15 protein-coding genes are annotated in these 15,428 nt (G+C 74.1%); 5 read left to right on the forward strand and 10 right to left on the reverse strand.

What is annotated here, in order from left to right:
* Positions 1 to 68: 68 nt before the first annotated feature.
* Both ACFQ11_RS29000 and ACFQ11_RS29005 read left to right on the forward strand, forming a co-directional pair.
* Positions 69 to 740 carry a response regulator transcription factor gene (locus tag ACFQ11_RS29000; RefSeq protein ID WP_019629095.1) on the forward strand — a complete coding sequence of 224 codons (672 nt, stop codon included), beginning with the start codon at positions 69 to 71 and terminating at the stop codon, positions 738 to 740.
* 94 nt (positions 741 to 834) lie between these two features.
* The gene (locus ACFQ11_RS29005; RefSeq protein WP_378304329.1) at positions 835 to 2,109 is read left to right on the forward strand and encodes an ATP-binding protein; all 1,275 of its coding nucleotides are present in this window, start codon (positions 835 to 837) and stop codon (positions 2,107 to 2,109) included.
* Positions 2,110 to 2,152: 43 nt separating this feature from the next.
* Here the strand turns inward: ACFQ11_RS29005 and ACFQ11_RS29010 are convergent, their stop codons facing one another.
* Complete coding sequence (locus tag ACFQ11_RS29010; protein WP_378304331.1) at positions 2,153 to 2,755, reverse strand: GtrA family protein; 603 nt, start codon at positions 2,753 to 2,755, stop codon at positions 2,153 to 2,155.
* 254 nt (positions 2,756 to 3,009) lie between these two features.
* Here ACFQ11_RS29010 and ACFQ11_RS29015 point away from each other — a divergent pair, with 254 nt between their 5' ends.
* Together ACFQ11_RS29015 and purE are read left to right on the forward strand one after the other, a co-directional pair.
* Positions 3,010 to 4,173: a 5-(carboxyamino)imidazole ribonucleotide synthase gene (locus ACFQ11_RS29015; protein WP_378304362.1), complete on the forward strand. Its 1,164-nt coding sequence runs from the start codon at positions 3,010 to 3,012 to the stop codon at positions 4,171 to 4,173.
* Entirely contained in the window at positions 4,170 to 4,661 is a 492-nt protein-coding gene (purE, locus tag ACFQ11_RS29020) for a 5-(carboxyamino)imidazole ribonucleotide mutase (protein WP_378304333.1), read from the forward strand. The genes ACFQ11_RS29015 and purE overlap by 4 nt, the downstream gene beginning before the upstream one ends.
* A 16-nt stretch (positions 4,662 to 4,677) precedes the next feature.
* On the opposite strand, the gene ACFQ11_RS29025 is transcribed toward purE, so the two are convergent.
* Genes ACFQ11_RS29025 through ACFQ11_RS29040 form a run of 4 tightly spaced genes read right to left on the reverse strand, consistent with a single transcriptional unit; the run spans position 4,678 to position 7,546 of the window.
* Positions 4,678 to 5,091 (reverse strand): CoA-binding protein, encoded by a 414-nt coding sequence (locus ACFQ11_RS29025; protein ID WP_378304335.1) that lies wholly within the window; start codon positions 5,089 to 5,091, stop codon positions 4,678 to 4,680.
* 37 nt (positions 5,092 to 5,128) lie between these two features.
* The gene (locus ACFQ11_RS29030) at positions 5,129 to 5,656 is read right to left on the reverse strand and encodes an isochorismatase family protein (RefSeq protein ID WP_378304337.1); all 528 of its coding nucleotides are present in this window, start codon (positions 5,654 to 5,656) and stop codon (positions 5,129 to 5,131) included.
* Positions 5,657 to 5,687: 31 nt separating this feature from the next.
* Complete coding sequence (locus ACFQ11_RS29035) at positions 5,688 to 6,341, reverse strand: response regulator (RefSeq protein ID WP_378304340.1); 654 nt, start codon at positions 6,339 to 6,341, stop codon at positions 5,688 to 5,690.
* Positions 6,338 to 7,546 carry a sensor histidine kinase gene (locus tag ACFQ11_RS29040; protein WP_378304342.1) on the reverse strand — a complete coding sequence of 403 codons (1,209 nt, stop codon included), beginning with the start codon at positions 7,544 to 7,546 and terminating at the stop codon, positions 6,338 to 6,340. Before ACFQ11_RS29040 ends, ACFQ11_RS29035 begins: the two co-directional genes overlap by 4 nt.
* Positions 7,547 to 7,691: 145 nt before the next feature.
* Between ACFQ11_RS29040 and ACFQ11_RS29045 the strand changes: the two genes are divergently transcribed.
* A complete protein-coding gene (locus tag ACFQ11_RS29045) occupies positions 7,692 to 8,303 on the forward strand; it encodes a hypothetical protein (RefSeq protein WP_378304345.1) in 612 nt (203 codons plus the stop codon).
* 104 nt (positions 8,304 to 8,407) lie between these two features.
* On the opposite strand, the gene ACFQ11_RS29050 is transcribed toward ACFQ11_RS29045, so the two are convergent.
* The 5 genes from ACFQ11_RS29050 to ACFQ11_RS29070 all read right to left on the reverse strand — a co-directional run bounded on the left by ACFQ11_RS29050 (position 8,408) and on the right by ACFQ11_RS29070 (position 15,206).
* On the reverse strand, positions 8,408 to 9,427 hold the full coding sequence (locus tag ACFQ11_RS29050) for a CNNM domain-containing protein (protein WP_378304347.1): 1,020 nt from the start codon (positions 9,425 to 9,427) through the stop codon (positions 8,408 to 8,410).
* Positions 9,424 to 10,785: a hemolysin family protein gene (locus ACFQ11_RS29055; RefSeq protein ID WP_378304349.1), complete on the reverse strand. Its 1,362-nt coding sequence runs from the start codon at positions 10,783 to 10,785 to the stop codon at positions 9,424 to 9,426. Before ACFQ11_RS29055 ends, ACFQ11_RS29050 begins: the two co-directional genes overlap by 4 nt.
* 163 nt (positions 10,786 to 10,948) lie before the next feature.
* A complete protein-coding gene (locus ACFQ11_RS29060; RefSeq protein WP_378304352.1) occupies positions 10,949 to 13,105 on the reverse strand; it encodes an MMPL family transporter in 2,157 nt (718 codons plus the stop codon).
* Positions 13,106 to 13,245: 140 nt separating this feature from the next.
* A complete protein-coding gene (locus tag ACFQ11_RS29065; protein ID WP_378304354.1) occupies positions 13,246 to 13,800 on the reverse strand; it encodes a TetR/AcrR family transcriptional regulator in 555 nt (184 codons plus the stop codon).
* Positions 13,801 to 13,871: 71 nt separating this feature from the next.
* Positions 13,872 to 15,206 (reverse strand): UDP-glucose dehydrogenase family protein, encoded by a 1,335-nt coding sequence (locus ACFQ11_RS29070; protein WP_378304356.1) that lies wholly within the window; start codon positions 15,204 to 15,206, stop codon positions 13,872 to 13,874.
* Positions 15,207 to 15,428 lie beyond the last annotated feature (222 nt).

A 15,428-nucleotide genomic window follows, 5' to 3' on the forward strand; every position in this document is an offset into this window, starting at 1 on the left:
TGGCAAACCGCAGGTCAAGAGCGCGGCGGCGGCCGAGAAACGTTCAAGATTGGTCATACGATCGGTTCATGACCTCAGTACTGCTCGCCGAGGACGACACGTCCATCTCCGAGCCTCTCGCCCGCGCGCTGCGTCGCGAGGGGTACACCGTCGAAGTCAGCCCGGACGGACCGCAGGCGCTGGAGCGGGCCCTCGGGGGCGGCGTGGACCTCATCGTGCTCGATCTCGGCCTGCCGGAGCTCGACGGCCTTGAGGTGGCCCGCAGGGTGCGTGCCGAGGGGCACGGCGTCCCGATACTGATCCTGACCGCCCGGGCCGACGAGGTCGACACCGTCGTCGGGCTGGACGCGGGCGCCGACGACTACGTCACCAAGCCGTTCCGGCTCGCCGAGTTGCTCGCCCGGGTGCGGGCCCTGCTGCGCCGGGGCAGCACCGAGACCCCGATCGTCCAGGGGGTCCGGATCGACGCCGAGTCGCGCCGGGCCTGGATGGGCGACCAGGAGCTCCAGCTGACCACCAAGGAGTTCGACCTGCTGCGCGTCCTGGTCCGGGACGCCGGCAAGGTCGTGACCCGCGAACAGATCATGCGCGAGGTGTGGGACACCAACTGGTGGGGTTCCACCAAGACCCTCGACATGCACATTTCCTGGCTGCGCCGCAAGCTCGGCGACGACGCCGGCAGTCCCCGCTACATCACCACGGTGCGGGGCGTCGGCTTCCGGTTCGAACGCGGCGACTAGCACCGGCCGCCACGGTCGCGCGGCTTCTTCCCCGAGCCTTCCCGAGAGGCCGGGGGAGCCCGGTGCGGCCGTGGCTTCACCCTAAGGAGCCCTGATGAGGCGCCGACTCCTGCTGTCGACGCTCGCGGTGGCGGTGGTCGCGATCCTGCTGCTCGGCGTCCCCCTCGCCTACGCCGCCCACAAGCTCGTCCACGAGGAGGCCCGCCGGTCGCTGGAACGCGAGGCGTCCACCATCCTCGGCGGCGTCGGCTACAGCCTCCAGACCGGACGGCCGCTCCGCGGCGCGGTGATCGCCCGGGAGTATCCGGGCCGCCACATCTTCATCACCCTGCCGGACGGCCGGACGGTCGCCGCCGGGCCCGATCCGGGCGCCGCGCGGACGCTCACCGCCGCCACGTCCGCCGGGGGCGTCCGGGTCCGGGTGTCGCGGCCCGCGTCGCAGGTGCAGGACGCCGAGCTGCGCCTCCTCCTGCTGATCGGGAGCCTCGCCCTGCTCGGCGTCGCCGTCACCGTCGGCCTCGCCATGGTGCAGGCCCGCAAGCTCACCCTCCCGCTCATCGACCTCGCCGAGACCGCCGACCGGCTCGGCACGGGCAACGCCCGGCCGCGCCGCCGCCGCTACGGCATCCCCGAGGTCGACCGGGTCGCCGAGGTCCTCGACCGCAGCGCCGTCCGCATCGCCGACCTGCTCGCCTCCAGCCGCGAGTTCGCCTCCGACGCCAGCCACCAGCTGCGCACCCCGCTGACCGCCCTGTCCATGCGGCTCGACGAGATGATCGAGGCCGCCGACTATCCCGACGTCGTCCGCGAGGAGGGCGCGGCGGCCGTCGCGCAGACCGAACGCCTCGTCGCCGTCGTCGAGCAGCTCCTCGCCCGCGCCCGCCACGACCGCACCGGCGGCGCCGTCCCCGCCCCCATCGACGACATCATCGCCCAGCAGGTCGAGGAGTGGCGGCCGATCTTCCGCCGCGCCGGACGGGACGTCCGCATCATCGGCGAGCAGGGACTCGTCGGCATGACCAACCCCGAGGGCCTCTCCCAGATCGTCGCGACCCTCCTGGACAACTCCCTCATGCACGGCGCCGGAACCGTGACCATCCATACCAAGCCGGGCGGCAGCTCGGTCGTGGTCGAGGTCGGCGACGAGGGCGAGGGCATCCCGCCCGAACTGGAACCGCGGATCTTCGAGCGGAGCGTCAGCGGGGGCCGCGGCACCGGCCTCGGCCTCTACCTGGCCCGGTCCCTCGCGGTCGTGGACGGCGGCCGGCTGGAGCTGATCCAGGCCCGTCCCGCCGTGTTCGGGGTGTTCCTCCGGCAGGCCGCGCAGGCGCGGCTGGCGTCGGAACGCGTCGTCATCGGACCCGCCTGAGGACGGCCCGGGGCGCTGAGGACGGCCCGGGGCGGGGGCGCGGTCAGCGCGCGGCGTAGTCCTCGGTGTGGGAGTCGAGCGGGTGGCCGAGCCGCGGCGCGGGCCGGGCGTCCGCCCGGGCGTCCGCGCGGTGCGCCCCCGGGTCGCCGGCGGCCTCCCCGGCGGAGGCCGCGTCCCCGTCCGCCGGCTCGGGCAGCCCGGACGCCGGGTCGACCGGCGGGGCGTCCACCGGCAGGAACACCCACTTCTTGTAGGCCCAGAACCGGAACAGCGTCGCCGCGCCCGTGCCGATGATCATCGCCGTGTTGTAGGGGATCGGCCCCTCCAGCCGCAGCACGTAGATCGTGAACCCGATGAAAAGCTGGGTGATCACCAGCCCCACGCCGTTCAGCCCGAAGAAGATCACGTACTCGCGGCCGACGCCGCTGCGGTCGCGGTGCCGGAACGTCCAGTACCGGTTCGCCAGGTAGGAGAACGTCGTGGCGACCACCGTGGCGACCAGGAACGACGTCATCGGCCCCACGTCGAACCCGGCGTGCAGCACGTTGCTGACGACCATCGTGATGACGAACGCGACCGCGCCCACGCTGCCGAACTTCGCGAGTTCGTGCACCAGGTGCTCGAACTGCCGCTTGAGACTGGCCATCAGGCTCACGTAGGGGAACCGTCCTTCCGGACCTCGGCTATGGCGCCGCGACGGGCGGGCCGATGCGGGAGCACAACGAGGATAGACGCACGCGGTGCCGGAGACGCCTGGACATGAACGTTTCACGTTCTTCCGTGGGTTCCCTGCCCGCACCCCGGGTACCCACACCGAATCCGACGCACAGTACACGTGGTTCGTTCACGGCGCACGGCCGATAACCTTTCGGAGTGACCCTTTCTACCCCCGTCGTCGGCATGGCCGGCGGCGGTCAGCTCGCCCGGATGACGCAGCAGGCCGCGATCGCCCTGGGCGTCCCGCTGCGCGTCCTCGCCGGGGCGCCGGACGACTCCGCGGCCCAGGTCGTCGCGGACGTCCGGGTGGGGAACGACCGCGCCCTCGACGACCTGCGGACGTTCGCCAAGGGCTGCGACGTGATCACCTTCGACCACGAGCACGTCCCCGGCGACCACATCCGGGCGCTCGAGGAGACCGGCGTGGCCTGCCGCCCCGGAGCCGCGGCCCTCGCGCACGCCCAGGACAAGTTCGTCATGCGGGAACGGCTGAGCGCGTTCGGCGTCCCGTGCCCCGCGTTCGCCCGCCTGCCCGCGGCCGGGGCCGTCCCGGCGCTGGAGGCGTTCGCCCGCGACCACGGGACGCCCGTCGTGCTCAAGGCCGTCCGGGGCGGCTACGACGGCAAGGGCGTGTGGGTGCTCGACTCCGTCGGCGACGACGCGGCGGCGCTCGTGACCGGCCTGCTCGGGCAGGGGCTCGACCTCATGGTCGAGGAGCACGTCGCGTTCCGCCGCGAGATCGCCGCGCTCGTCGCGCGCTCCCCGTACGGGCAGGGCGCCGCGTACCCGATCGTCGAGACCGTCCAGGAGAACGGCATCTGCACCGAGGTCATCGCCCCGGCGCCGGGCCTGTCCGACGATCTCGCCGTGGCGGCGCAGAACCTCGCGCTCGGCATCGCGAACGAGCTGGGCGTCGTCGGCCTCCTCGCCGTCGAGCTGTTCGAGACCGCGACCGGGCCGGTCGTGAACGAGCTCGCGATGCGCCCGCACAACTCCGGCCACTGGACGATCGAGGGTTCGCGCACGTCCCAGTTCGAGCAGCACCTGCGCGCCGTCCTGGACCTGCCGCTCGGCTCCACCGAGCCCACCGCGCCCGTCACCGTCATGGCGAACGTCCTCGGCGGCGACGACCCGGACGTCTACTCCCGGTACGTCCACGTGATGGCGCACGACCCGGCCGTCAAGGTCCACCTCTACGGCAAGGAGGTGCGGCCCGGGCGCAAGATCGGGCACGTCACCGCCCTCGGCGACGATCTCGCGGACGTCCGCGAGCGCGCCCGCCACGCCGCCGACTACCTCCGCTGGGGCCCGGCGATGAAGGCCCCCGGGACGAAGGAGAACGCATGAGCCCGCGCGTGGGCGTCGTCATGGGCAGCGACTCCGACTGGCCCGTCATGCGGGCGGCGGGGGAGGCCCTCGACGAGTTCGGCGTGCCGTTCGAGGCCGACGTCGTCTCCGCGCACCGCATGCCGCACGACATGATCGCCTACGGGGAGGAGGCCGCCGGCCGCGGCCTCCAGGTGATCATCGCGGGCGCGGGCGGCGCCGCGCACCTGCCGGGCATGCTGGCGTCGGTGACGCCGCTGCCGGTCATCGGCGTGCCCGTCCCGCTGAAGCACCTCGACGGGATGGACTCGCTGCTGTCGATCGTGCAGATGCCGGCCGGGGTTCCGGTCGCGACCGTCGCCGTCGGCGCGGCCCGCAACGCGGGGCTGCTGGCCGTCCGCATCCTGGCCGCCACCGACGAGGACCTGCGGGCGAAGATGAAGGTCTTCCAGCAGGACCTCTACGGGCAGGCCAAGGCGAAGGGCAAGCGCCTCCGCGAGAACCTCTGACCGCGGCCCCGCCGGGTCAGTGCCGCTTGGCCCACTCGATGGCGGGGCACCGGTCCATGACGACGTCGAGACCGGCCTCCAGGGCGCGGCGGCCGGCGTCCTCGTCGACGACGCCCAGCGGCAGCCACACGGCCCCGGCGCCCGCCGCGACGGCCTGGTCGATCACCGCGCCCGCGTACTCCGAGCGCCGGTAGACGCCGACGACGTCGACCTTCTCCGGCAGGTCGGCCAGCGCCGCGTACCCCGGCTCGCCGAGCACCTCCGCGCGCGACGGATGCACCGGGAAGATCCGCTTGCCGCGCCCCTGCAGCAGTTGCGCCTGCTCGTACACGACCCGTTCCGGACGGTCGTTCAGCCCGACGAACGCCCACGTGCGGGACTCGTCCAGCAGGCGGGTGATCACGTCCGGGTCGGCGAAGGAAGCATCCATACCGGGCACAACACCCGGCCGGAGCCGATCGTTCCCGTCAGCCGAGCGCGGCGAGCACCGCGTCGGTGGTGGTGACGGTGCCGAGCAGCGGGAAGATCCGCTCCACCGCGAACCGGTGGGCGGCCGCGTCGAACCCGCTCATCGCGTCCTCGGGGAACACCAGGTCGTAGTCGTGGTCGGACGCCGCCCGCGCGGTCGACTCCACGCCCGCGTTGGTGACCAGCCCCGACAGCACCAGCGCGCCGATGCCGCGCTCGTCCAGCCGCTCGTGCAGGCCGGTCCGGTGGAACGCGTTCCAGGTGTGCTTGGTCACCGCGAGGTCACCGTCGCGGGGGGCGATCTCGGCGACGAGCCCGCTGCCGGGCGGCTGCTCGGCCACGCCCGGCCGCTCCGCCCGCACGACCACGACCGTCCCGCCCGCGGCCCGGAAGGCGTCCGCGAGCCGCGCCGACCGGCGGACGACGTCGGCGCCCGCGTGCGGGCCCACGTCCATCCCCACGATGCGGACCTGGAGGTCGATGACGACCAGCGCCGTCCGCGCGGGCTCGATGATCAACTCGCTCATGTGCGGAGTCTAGGGCGCGCCGGACGTGCGGCTAGCCGCCCGGCCGGATCAGCCCCGACTCGTAGGCGGCGATCACCGCCTGCACGCGGTCGCGCGCGCCGAGCTTCGCCAGCACGTTGCTGACGTGGGTCTTCACCGTGTGCTCGCTGACCACCAGTTCCACCGCGATCTCGGCGTTCGACAGGCCGCGCCCGACGAGCGTGAGCGTCTGCCGCTCCCGGTCGGTGAGCGCCCCCAGCGCCGGCGCGTCCCGGACGGCCGGGCGCCCGCTCAGCACGTCCCCGATCAGCCGGCGGGTCACGGTCGGCGCGAGCAGCGCCTCCCCGGCCGCGACCACCCGCACGGCGTGCACGAGGTCGTCGCGGCGCACGTCCTTCAGCAGGAACCCGCTCGCCCCGGCGCGCAGCGCGTCGTAGACGTAGTCGTCCTGGTCGAACGTGGTCAGCATCAGCGCCCGGGTCCGGGTGTGCGCGCAGATCGCGCGGGCCGCCTCGATGCCGTCCGTCCCGGGCATGCGGATGTCGAGGAGCGCGACGTCCGGACGATGCGCGCGGACGGCCTCGACCGCGGCGCGGCCGTCGGCGGCCTCGGCGACGACCGCGATGTCGGGCTGCGTGTCGAGGATCAGCGCGAACCCGCTGCGCACCAGCTCCTGGTCGTCCGCGACCACCACGCTGATCGTCACGCGCCCGCCCCCGCCGGGAGCCGCGCCTCGACCCGGGCGCCCCGGCCGCCCGGCGCCGGGCCGAACGAGGCGTCGCCGCCGCACGCCGCGGCCCGCTCGCGGACGCCGATCAGCCCGCGGCCCCCGCCCGCGCCCGTCCGTCCGGGGCCCCGGCCGTCGTCGGTGACGGTGACCCGCAGCACGTCGCCCTCCCAGGTCACCGCGACGTCCACGTGGTCGGCGCCGGCGTGCTTCACCGCGTTCGTCAGCGCCTCCTGGACGATCCGGTACGCGGCGACGTCGACGTCGGGCCGCAGCGCCGCGAGCCGCGCGGCCGCGGCGCGGCCGGGGTCCGGCGTCCCGTCCGCGGACGGCCCCGGGACGGGGACGCCGCCGATGCTGAGCGACACCCGCAGCCCGGTCTCGCGGACGCGTCCCGCCAGCTCGGGGAGCCGCGCCAGGCCCGGCTGCGGGTCCCGCGGGCCGTCGCCGTCCTTCAGCAGGCCCAGCATCCGGCGGAGCTGCCCCATCGCGTCCCGCCCGGACGCCGCGATCGCGTCGAACGCGGCCTCGGCCCGGTCCGGGTCCGACCGCACGACCAGCGGCCCCGACTCGGCCTGCACCACCATCAGGCTGACGGCGTGGGCGAGCACGTCGTGCATGTCCCGCGCGATCCGCGTCCGCTCCCGCGCCGCCGCCCGCTCCGCCTCCAGCCGGCGCTCCCGCTCCAGCCGCACCGCACGCTCCTCCAGGACGGCGGCCCGCTGCCGGCGCAGCGCCGCCGCCCGCCCCAGCGCGTACGCGGCGAGCCAGATCGCCGCGCCCCGCACCGCGGTGTCGACCGACCCGGGACGCACCACGAGCAGCGTGCTCGCCGCCGTGATCGCCAGCGCCAGCACCCGGTCGCGGCGCGGCGACCGGTCGGCGACCGTGTACACCGCGATGAGCCAGCCGTACCAGATCGGCTGGCTCGGCCCCCCGCCGACCAGGTCGTACAGCGGGATGGACACCAGCACGGCCACCATGACGGTGACGGGCAGCCGGCGCCGGAACAGCAGCGGCAGCGACGACCCGAGGACGGGCGCGTAGAGCGCCGCGGACCACGGTTCGCGCATCGTCGTGAACGGCGCGAGCTGCGCCAGCAGCACCGCGAGGGCGAGGGCCGCGTCGACCGCAAAGTCCGGCGGTCTCCGGAACGCCCGGAGGGGCCGGGCCAGAACGGACATGGCGCCCAAGCTATCCCGCGCGTCCCGCCGGGGACCTCGCCGGTGAGAGGGATCTCCGGCCGCCGCACTCGCCCGCACCGGCGAGGCCGAGGTTCGCCCCGACCGGCGATCCGCTCCGGGCCGCCGGACGGCAGGCTCGTCCGGCATGAAGACCCACCTGCTCGGCCCGGCGCTCATGCTGGCCTACGGAGTGATCCGCCTCTACGACGGGCTGGACGACCGCTACGGTCCCGGCGGCGCGTGGACCATCGGCCACCTCGCGTTCCTCGCCGGCCTCGCGTGCTTCGTCCCGGTCGTCCGCGACCTGCGCCGCCGCGCCGCCCGCCGTCCCGCCCTCGCGCTCGGTACCGCCGCGCTCACGCTGGCGGGCGCGGCGGCCCTCGCGGTCCAGTTCGTCATCGACGTCTCCGTGGGGTTCGCCTCGACGAGCCGCCCGGAGATGAGCTCGCACTTCCAGCAGATCTCCGGGACGCCCGGTGTGGAACCCCTCGTCTACACCGTCGTGCCGCAGTTCTTCTTCGTCGGCCTGGTCGCGCAGCTCGCCGTGCTCGCGTCCGTCCGGGGCGTTGCCTGGTGGAGCCCCGCGCTCGCGCTCGCCGCCATCGTCGTCGCCGCGACCGCCAAGGACCTGATCCCGGTGACCGCCGCGCTCCTCGGCGCGGCCCTGCCGCCCGCCGCGTCCGTCCAGGTCCGGCCGCGTCCGGCCGAATCGCGATCATCGTCCGGGCCGGCCGGGCACAAGCAGCGCCATCGGTGATCACCGTCCAGGGAGCGCCGCCCATGGAGAAGCCGCCGGCTCCGGACGACGGCGAGGCGCACGCGATCCCGCGGGCCCTCCTCGACGCCCCCGGACGGGCGCGGTCAGGGGGTGCCGGGGCGGGCTTCGGCGGTGCGGTGGAAGAGGCGGCGGAGGATGTCGGTGATGGTGACGACGCCGACGACCGCCCCCTGCTCGGTGACGAGCGCGAGCTGGTTGCCGGTCTCGCGCATCCGGGTGAGCACCGTGTAGACGGGCGTCCCGGCCTCGACCCGGTAGGCGGGACGGGCGAGCGGCGCGGCCGGGGCCGCGTCGGGCGAGGTGAGGGTGTCGCGGACGTGCACCACCGACCAGGTCGGGCCGGGAATCGGGATCCGCAGGTGGCCGGACGCGCGCCCCGCGGCCTGCACGTCGGCGACGGTGGCGTCCGGCGCGACCGTGGTGAGCGCGGCGCCGCGCCGGACCAGGTCGCCGATCTGGAGGTTGCGCAGGTCGAGGGCCTCGGAGAGCTGGGCCGAGTAGCGGGCGTCGAGGGCTCCGACGTTCGCGGAGTGCTCGACGAGGTGGCGCAGGGCGTCCGGGTCCTGGCCGGACTCGACCTGGTCGGCGGCCTGGACGCCGACCAGGCGCAGGCACCGGTTCGCCGACTCGTTCAGCGCCCGCAGGAGGGGGCGGGTCAGCCACATGAAGCCGCGCATCGGCAGCGCGAGGAGCGTCGCCGACCGCTCCGGGTGGGCGATCGCCCACGACTTCGGCGCCATCTCCCCGACGACGAGGTGCAGGAACGTCACGATGATCAGTGCGAGGACGAACCCGGCGGCGTCCGCCAGCCACAGCGGGGCGTTCCACGAGGCGAACACGGGCGTGAGCCAGTGGTGCACGGCGGGCTTGGTGATCGCGCCGAGCGCGAGGGTGCAGACCGTGATGCCGAGTTGGGCGCCCGCGAGGAGGACCGTCAGCTCGGACGAGCTGCGCAGCGCGGCGCGCGCGGAGCGGCTCGTCGGGGCGGCGTCCTCCAGCCGGTGCCGCTTGGCGGCGATGAGCGCGAACTCGACGGCGACGAAGAACGCGCTCAACGCGATGATCGCGACGGTGGCGGCGAGGACCGCCCACGGGCCGCTCATCGGCCCTCCTCCCCGGTCATGACCGTCAGCCGGACCGACGACGGCACGTGGTTGTCGACCTCGAGGACCTCCAGGTGGACGAACCGGGCCGGGGGCTCCTCGTCGTAGGCGAGGTCCGCGGGGTCGGCGGGCAGCTCGACGTCGAGTTCGGCGCCGGGCTCGGGGAGGACGCCGCGGGCGGCGATGACGAGCCCGGCGAGGGTCTCGTAGCCGCCCTCGGGCAGCCGGTGGTCGATGGCGCGCTCGACCTCGTCGACGTGGACGCCGCCGGGGATGATCCAGGCGTCGCCGTCCCGGACGATCGCGGGCTCGTCGGCGGCGGTGTCGTGCTCGTCGGTGATCTCGCCGACGAGTTCCTCGGCGAGGTCCTCGAGGGTGACGATGCCGTCGAAGCCGCCGAACTCGTCGATGACGCAGGCGAGTTCGGCGCGGTCCTCGGCGAGGTGGTCGAGCAGGGTCGGCAGGGCCATGAGGGCCGGGACGACCGTGGCCGGCCGCATGATCGACGTCACCGGGTCGGCGGCGCGTCCGGCGGCGGCCAGCACGTCGGCGAGGTGCACGACGCCGACCACGCGCTCGTCGGCGTCCAGCACGGGGTAGCGGGAGTGGCCGGTGCTCATCGCGGTGCGGACCGCGCCGATCGTCGCGGTGTCGTCCACGGTGTCGACGTGCGCGCGGGGGATCATGGCGTGCTCGACGTCGCGGCGCGGGAAGTCCAGGATCCGGTCGAGCAGGATCGACAGGTCGGGCGGCAGGTCGCCGCTGCGCCGCGAGTCGGCGACGATGTGCGCGAGGTCCCGTTCGGTCGCCGAGTGCTCCACGTCGTGGACGGGCTCGATGCGCAGGGCCTTCAGCAGGAGGTTCGACGACTGGTCGAACACCCGGATCAGCCACGCGAAGACCTTGAGGTAGACGAGCGTCGACCGGGCCAGCCGGCGGGCGACCGGCTCGGGCCGGGCGATGGCGAGGTTCTTCGGGAACAGCTCCCCGAACACCATCTGCACGAGGGTGGACAGGACCAGGGCCAGGACGGTCCCGGCCGCGACGCCCGCGCCCGCGGGGACGCCGACGCCGCCGAGGACGTCCCCGAGGGCCCGGCCGACCAGGGGTTCGGCGACGTAGCCGACGAGCAGCCCGGTGACGGTGATGCCGAGCTGGGCGCCCGACAGCATGAAGGAGGTGCGGCGGGTGACGGCCAGGGCGCGGCCCGCGGCGCCGTCGCCGGAACCCGCGCGGGCCCCGAGCCGGGACCGGTCGACCGCCATGAAGGCGAATTCCTGCGCGACGAAGTAACCGGTGAGCGCGGTGATCAGCAGGATCACCAGGACCCCGAGGAGCAGCGACAGCAGCGTGATCAACAGCGGCCGGCCCGATCGGCGATGTGATGTTCGTTCATGTGACTCATCGGCTCCAACGACGGCGGGCCAGGCCGGGTTCCCCCCGGGGAGTGATCATTGCCACAAGGGCGGGAAGGTCACCGGACCCTCCCGCCCTTGGCGGTTTCTTGTCGGAAAAGTGGCGTCAGCGGGTGCTGTACTCCGGCTCCCGCTCGGGCGCGGCGAGTTCGCCGCGGAGCTTCTCGCCCTCGACGTCCAGGTTCGGCACGGCCCGGTCGAGCCACCGCGGCAGCCACCAGGCGCCGCGGCCGAGCAGCGACATGGCGGCCGGGACGAGCGTCATCCGCACGACGAACGCGTCGATGAAGACGCCGACGGCCAGCGCGAACCCGATCGACTTGATGATCGGGTCGTGGGCGAGGACGAACCCGCCGAACACCGCGATCATGATGATCGCCGCGGCGGTGACCACCCGGGCGTTCTGCCCGAGCCCGTTGACGGTGGCCTGCCGGGGCGTGTCGCCGTGGACGTGGTCCTCGCGCATCTTCGACACGAGGAAGACCTCGTAGTCCATGGCGAGGCCGAACAGGATGCCGACGAGGATGATCGGCAGGAAGCTGATCAGCGGGCCCGGGGTGTCGACGCCGACGAGCCCGGCCAGGTGGCCCTGCTGGAACACGGCCGTGGTGATGCCGAACGTCGCGGCGACCGTCAGCAGGAAGCCCAGGGCCGCCTTGACCGGGACGAGCAGGGACCGGAACACCAGCATCAGCAGCAGCACCGAGAGGCCCACCACCAGGACCAGGTACACCGGCAGGGCGCCGGCGAGCTTCTCGGAGATGTCGATCCCCATCGCGGTCATGCCGGTCAGCGCGACGTCGGCGCCCCGGACGTCCGCGACCCGGTCGCGGATGTCGTGGACGAGGTCCTCGGTCGCGGCGTCGGTGGGCCCGGTGGTGGGGATCACGCCCACCAGCACGGTCGTCCCCGCCTCGTTGGCCTGCGGCGGCGTGACGGTCGCGACGCCGTCCATGCTCCCGACGGTCTGGACGGTCCGCTGCGCGGCGGCCCGCGTGGCCGCGGGCGTCTCGCCGGAGACGACCATCATGAGCCGTCCGTTGTAGCCCGGGCCGAAGCCCTCGCTGATGAGGTCGTACGCCTGCCGCTGCGACGAGTCCTCGGCCGCGGTGCCCGCGTCCGGCAGGGCCAGCCGCATGTCCGTGACGGGCAGCGCGAGCGCGCCCAGCCCCAGGACCCCGGCGAGCAGGACGGGCACGCGCAGCTTCAGCACGCCCCGGCCCCACCGGTAGCCGAAGTTCTCCCGTTTCCCCGGCGCGCCCGCACCGTCCCGCCGTCCGCGCGGCAGCACCTTGGTCCCGGCGAAGGCGAGGACGGCGGGCAGCAGCGTCAGCGCGACCAGGACGGCCACGGCGACGGTCGCGGCGGCGGCGAGGCCCATCGCGGTGAGGAAGGGGATGCCGACGACCGACAGCCCGGCCAGCGCGATGACGACGGTGACGCCGGCGAACACCACCGCCGACCCGGCCGTCCCGAGCGCCCGCCCGGCGGCCTCCCGGGCCGCCAGCCCGTCGAGGAGGTTCTGCCGGTAGCGGGACGTGATGAACAGCGAGTAGTCGATGCCGACCGCGAGGCCCAGCATCAGCGCCAGCACGGGTGTGGTGGAGCTCAGCTCGACCGCGCCGGTCAGCGCGTACAGCCCGGCCATCCCGACGCCGACGCCGATCAGCGCGTTGAGCAGCGTCATCCCGGCGGCCACCAGGGACCCGAAGGTGATCAGCAGGACGACCGCGGCGACGATCACGCCGATGATCTCGGCGCTGCCCATCGCGGGCACCGAGACGGCGGGCTCGCCGCCCGGCTCGACCCGCAGGCCGTCCATCTCCTGGCCGATCTCCGTGTACGCCTCGCGCTGCGCGTCGGTCAGCTTCTGGGCCTCTTCCGCGAACTGCACCTGGACGAGCGCGTACCGCCCGTCCGGCGAGACCGCGCCGCTCTGGAACGGGTCGGTGGCGGCGACGACGCCGGGCACGGCGGCCGCCTCGCGGACGACGGGCGCGACCTCGCCCGCGCTGAGCTTCGTGCCTTCCGGCGCGGCGACGACGATCGTGCCGGACGCGCCCGCCGCCTGCGGGAAGTCCTTCCGCAGGGAGTCCATCGCCTGCTGGGACTCGGTGCCCGGCATGCGGAACTCGTCGGTCGTCGGGCCCATGAACGCGGCCGCGGCCCCGCCCATCACGCCGAGCAGGACGAGCCATATCGCCACGACCGTGCCGCGGCGCCCGAAGCACCAGCGGCCCAGCCGGTAGAGCAAGGTCGCCATGAGGGAACAGACCTTTCAGTCGGAGGGAGGGCAGCACGAAATCGCCGCGGGTGCGGCGTCTCGCCGGTGGGGGTTCGGTCGAAGTCGGTCGGAGGGGCGGTCAGGGGGGTCGGTCGGGGGTGCCGGTCGGGGGGAGCCGGTCAGGGGCCGGCCGGGGCTCGTCCGAGCGTCCGCAGGGCGGTGGCCACCAGCGCGTCCCGCAGCGCCGCGTCGTCCAGCGACAGGTCCGCGGCCGTCAGGAACATGCCGCCGAGCGCCATCCGCGCCGCCACCTGGTCCTCGAACGCGAACGAGCCGCCCGCGAACGCGTTCACCAGCCGCTCGCCGAAGCCCTCGAGCTTCGGGGCGCCGGTGTCGAGCATGGTGGCCTCGGCGAGATTGTCGAACAGCAGCTTGACCTCGCGCCGGTAGCGGATGGCGAGGGCGGCGAACTCGGTGACCGCCGCCTCCGCGGCGGCGGCGCCGTCCAGGCCGTCCAGGCGCGCGTCCAGGTCCTCGGCGTCCCGCATGACGGGGACCATCAGCTCGGTGAGGATCGCCTCCTTGTTGCTGAAGTGGTACAGCAGCGACGCCTTGGAGCAGCCGGCGTCGGTCGCGATGTCCTGCAGCGACGTTCCCCGGTACCCGCGCTCGACGAACAAATGCAGCGCCGAGGCGAGGATCCGGTCGTGCAGGCCGCTGGACGGGCGTGTCATGCCACCACGGTAACTGTCCGATCGGTCAGAGTCTGACCGATCGGACAGTGTCGTTCGTCACGCGCGGACCGTCAGGGGCGGCCCAGCGCGACGTACGTCCAGCCCGCGGCGCGCCAGGCGCCCGCGTCGAGCACGTTGCGGGCGTCGACGACGACCCGCCCGGCGACCACCGGCGCCAGGTCGGACGGCGTCAGCTCGCGGAACTCGCGCCACTCGGTGAGCAGCAGGACGGCGTCGGCGCCGCGGGCCGCCTCGACGGCGGAACCGGCGTAGCCGAGGGACGGCTGCGTCCGGCGGGCGTTCGCCATCGCCTTGGGGTCGTGCACGGTGACGACGCCGCCCTGCGCCTGGATCGACGCGGCGACGTCCAGCGCGGGGGAGTCGCGGACGTCGTCGGAGTCGGGCTTGAACGCGGCGCCGAGCACGGCGACGGTGCGCCCGGCGAACGAGCCGCCGAGGGCGCGCCGCACGACGTCGACCGTCCGGACGCGGCGGCGCATGTTGATCTCGTCGACCTCGCGCAGGAACGTGAGCGCCCGGGACGCGCCCAGCTCGTCGGCGCGGGCCATGAAGGCGCGGATGTCCTTGGGCAGGCAGCCGCCGCCGAAGCCGAGGCCGGGCCCGAGGAACCGCCCGCCGATGCGGTCGTCGTGCGCGAGCGCCTCGGCGAGCCGGGTGACGTCGGCGCCGGACGCCTCGCACACCTCCGCCATCGCGTTGATGAAGGAGATCTTGGTGGCGAGGAACGCGTTCGCCGCCGTCTTGACGAGCTCGGCGGTGGGCAGGTCGGCGGTGACGAACGGGGTGCCGTCCGCGAGCGCCGCCGCGTAGATCTCGCGGAGCACCTTCTCGGCGTGCTCGGCGGCGCCCTGCTCGGCGGGCAGCCCGGCGACGATCCGGTCCGGGTGCAGCGTGTCGCGGACGGCGAAGCCCTCCCGCAGGAACTCGGGATTCCAGGCGAGGACGGCGTCGCCGCCGGCCGGCGCGAGCTCGGCCAGGACCCCGGCGAGCCGCGCGGCGGTGCCGACCGGCACGGTGGACTTCCCGACGACCAGGCACGGGCGGCGCAGCAGCGGCGCGAGCGTCTCCACGGCGGAGTCCACGTACGCGAGGTCGGCGGCGTACGCGTCCGCCTTCTGCGGGGTGCCGACGCAGAGGAAGTGGACGTCGCCGAACTCGGCGATCTCCCGGAACGACGTGGTGAACCGGAGGCGGCCGTTCTCCAGGTTGCGCCGCAGGACGGGTTCGAGACCGGGCTCGTAGAACGGCAGGTCGCCGCTCGACAGCCGCGCGATCTTGTCCTCGTCGACGTCCAGCCCGAGCACCTCGAAGCCCAGGTCGGCCATGCAGGCGGCGTGCGTGGCACCGAGGTAACCGGTTCCGATGACGGTCAGCCGGTGGGCCAAGGCGGGCTCCTCTCGGGTCTGCTGCGGACCTTACGGACCCTTCCCCGGGTGCGGTCGGTCACTGCACGGGCCGGGGAAGTGTACTTGCCGGTAACATTCGGGGTATGAGCCCTGATTTTCCCACGTACGCTCCGTCGGAGGAGCACGAGCTGCTGCGCAGCACGGTGCGCGAGCTGGCCGATGCGAAGATCGCTCCGTTCGCGGCGGAGGTGGACGAGGAGT

Origin of the sequence: Actinomadura sediminis (assembly GCF_042675525.1) — a bacterium.
Classification (GTDB): domain Bacteria; phylum Actinomycetota; class Actinomycetes; order Streptosporangiales; family Streptosporangiaceae; genus Spirillospora; species Spirillospora sediminis.

Excerpts from the sequence above, each read along its gene's own strand:
- ACFQ11_RS29000 (WP_019629095.1), top strand. The coding sequence starts at position 69 with ATGACCTCAGTACTGCTCGCCGAGGACGACACGTCCATCTCCGAGCCT.
- ACFQ11_RS29005 (WP_378304329.1), top strand. The coding sequence starts at position 835 with ATGAGGCGCCGACTCCTGCTGTCGACGCTCGCGGTGGCGGTGGTCGCG.
- ACFQ11_RS29010 (WP_378304331.1), bottom strand. The coding sequence starts at position 2,755 with ATGGCCAGTCTCAAGCGGCAGTTCGAGCACCTGGTGCACGAACTCGCG.
- ACFQ11_RS29015 (WP_378304362.1), top strand. The coding sequence starts at position 3,010 with ATGGCCGGCGGCGGTCAGCTCGCCCGGATGACGCAGCAGGCCGCGATC.
- purE (WP_378304333.1), top strand. The coding sequence starts at position 4,170 with ATGAGCCCGCGCGTGGGCGTCGTCATGGGCAGCGACTCCGACTGGCCC.
- ACFQ11_RS29025 (WP_378304335.1), bottom strand. The coding sequence starts at position 5,091 with ATGGATGCTTCCTTCGCCGACCCGGACGTGATCACCCGCCTGCTGGAC.
- ACFQ11_RS29030 (WP_378304337.1), bottom strand. The coding sequence starts at position 5,656 with ATGAGCGAGTTGATCATCGAGCCCGCGCGGACGGCGCTGGTCGTCATC.
- ACFQ11_RS29040 (WP_378304342.1), bottom strand. The coding sequence starts at position 7,546 with ATGTCCGTTCTGGCCCGGCCCCTCCGGGCGTTCCGGAGACCGCCGGAC.
- ACFQ11_RS29045 (WP_378304345.1), top strand. The coding sequence starts at position 7,692 with ATGAAGACCCACCTGCTCGGCCCGGCGCTCATGCTGGCCTACGGAGTG.
- ACFQ11_RS29050 (WP_378304347.1), bottom strand. The coding sequence starts at position 9,427 with ATGAGCGGCCCGTGGGCGGTCCTCGCCGCCACCGTCGCGATCATCGCG.
- ACFQ11_RS29060 (WP_378304352.1), bottom strand. The coding sequence starts at position 13,105 with ATGGCGACCTTGCTCTACCGGCTGGGCCGCTGGTGCTTCGGGCGCCGC.
- ACFQ11_RS29065 (WP_378304354.1), bottom strand. The coding sequence starts at position 13,800 with ATGACACGCCCGTCCAGCGGCCTGCACGACCGGATCCTCGCCTCGGCG.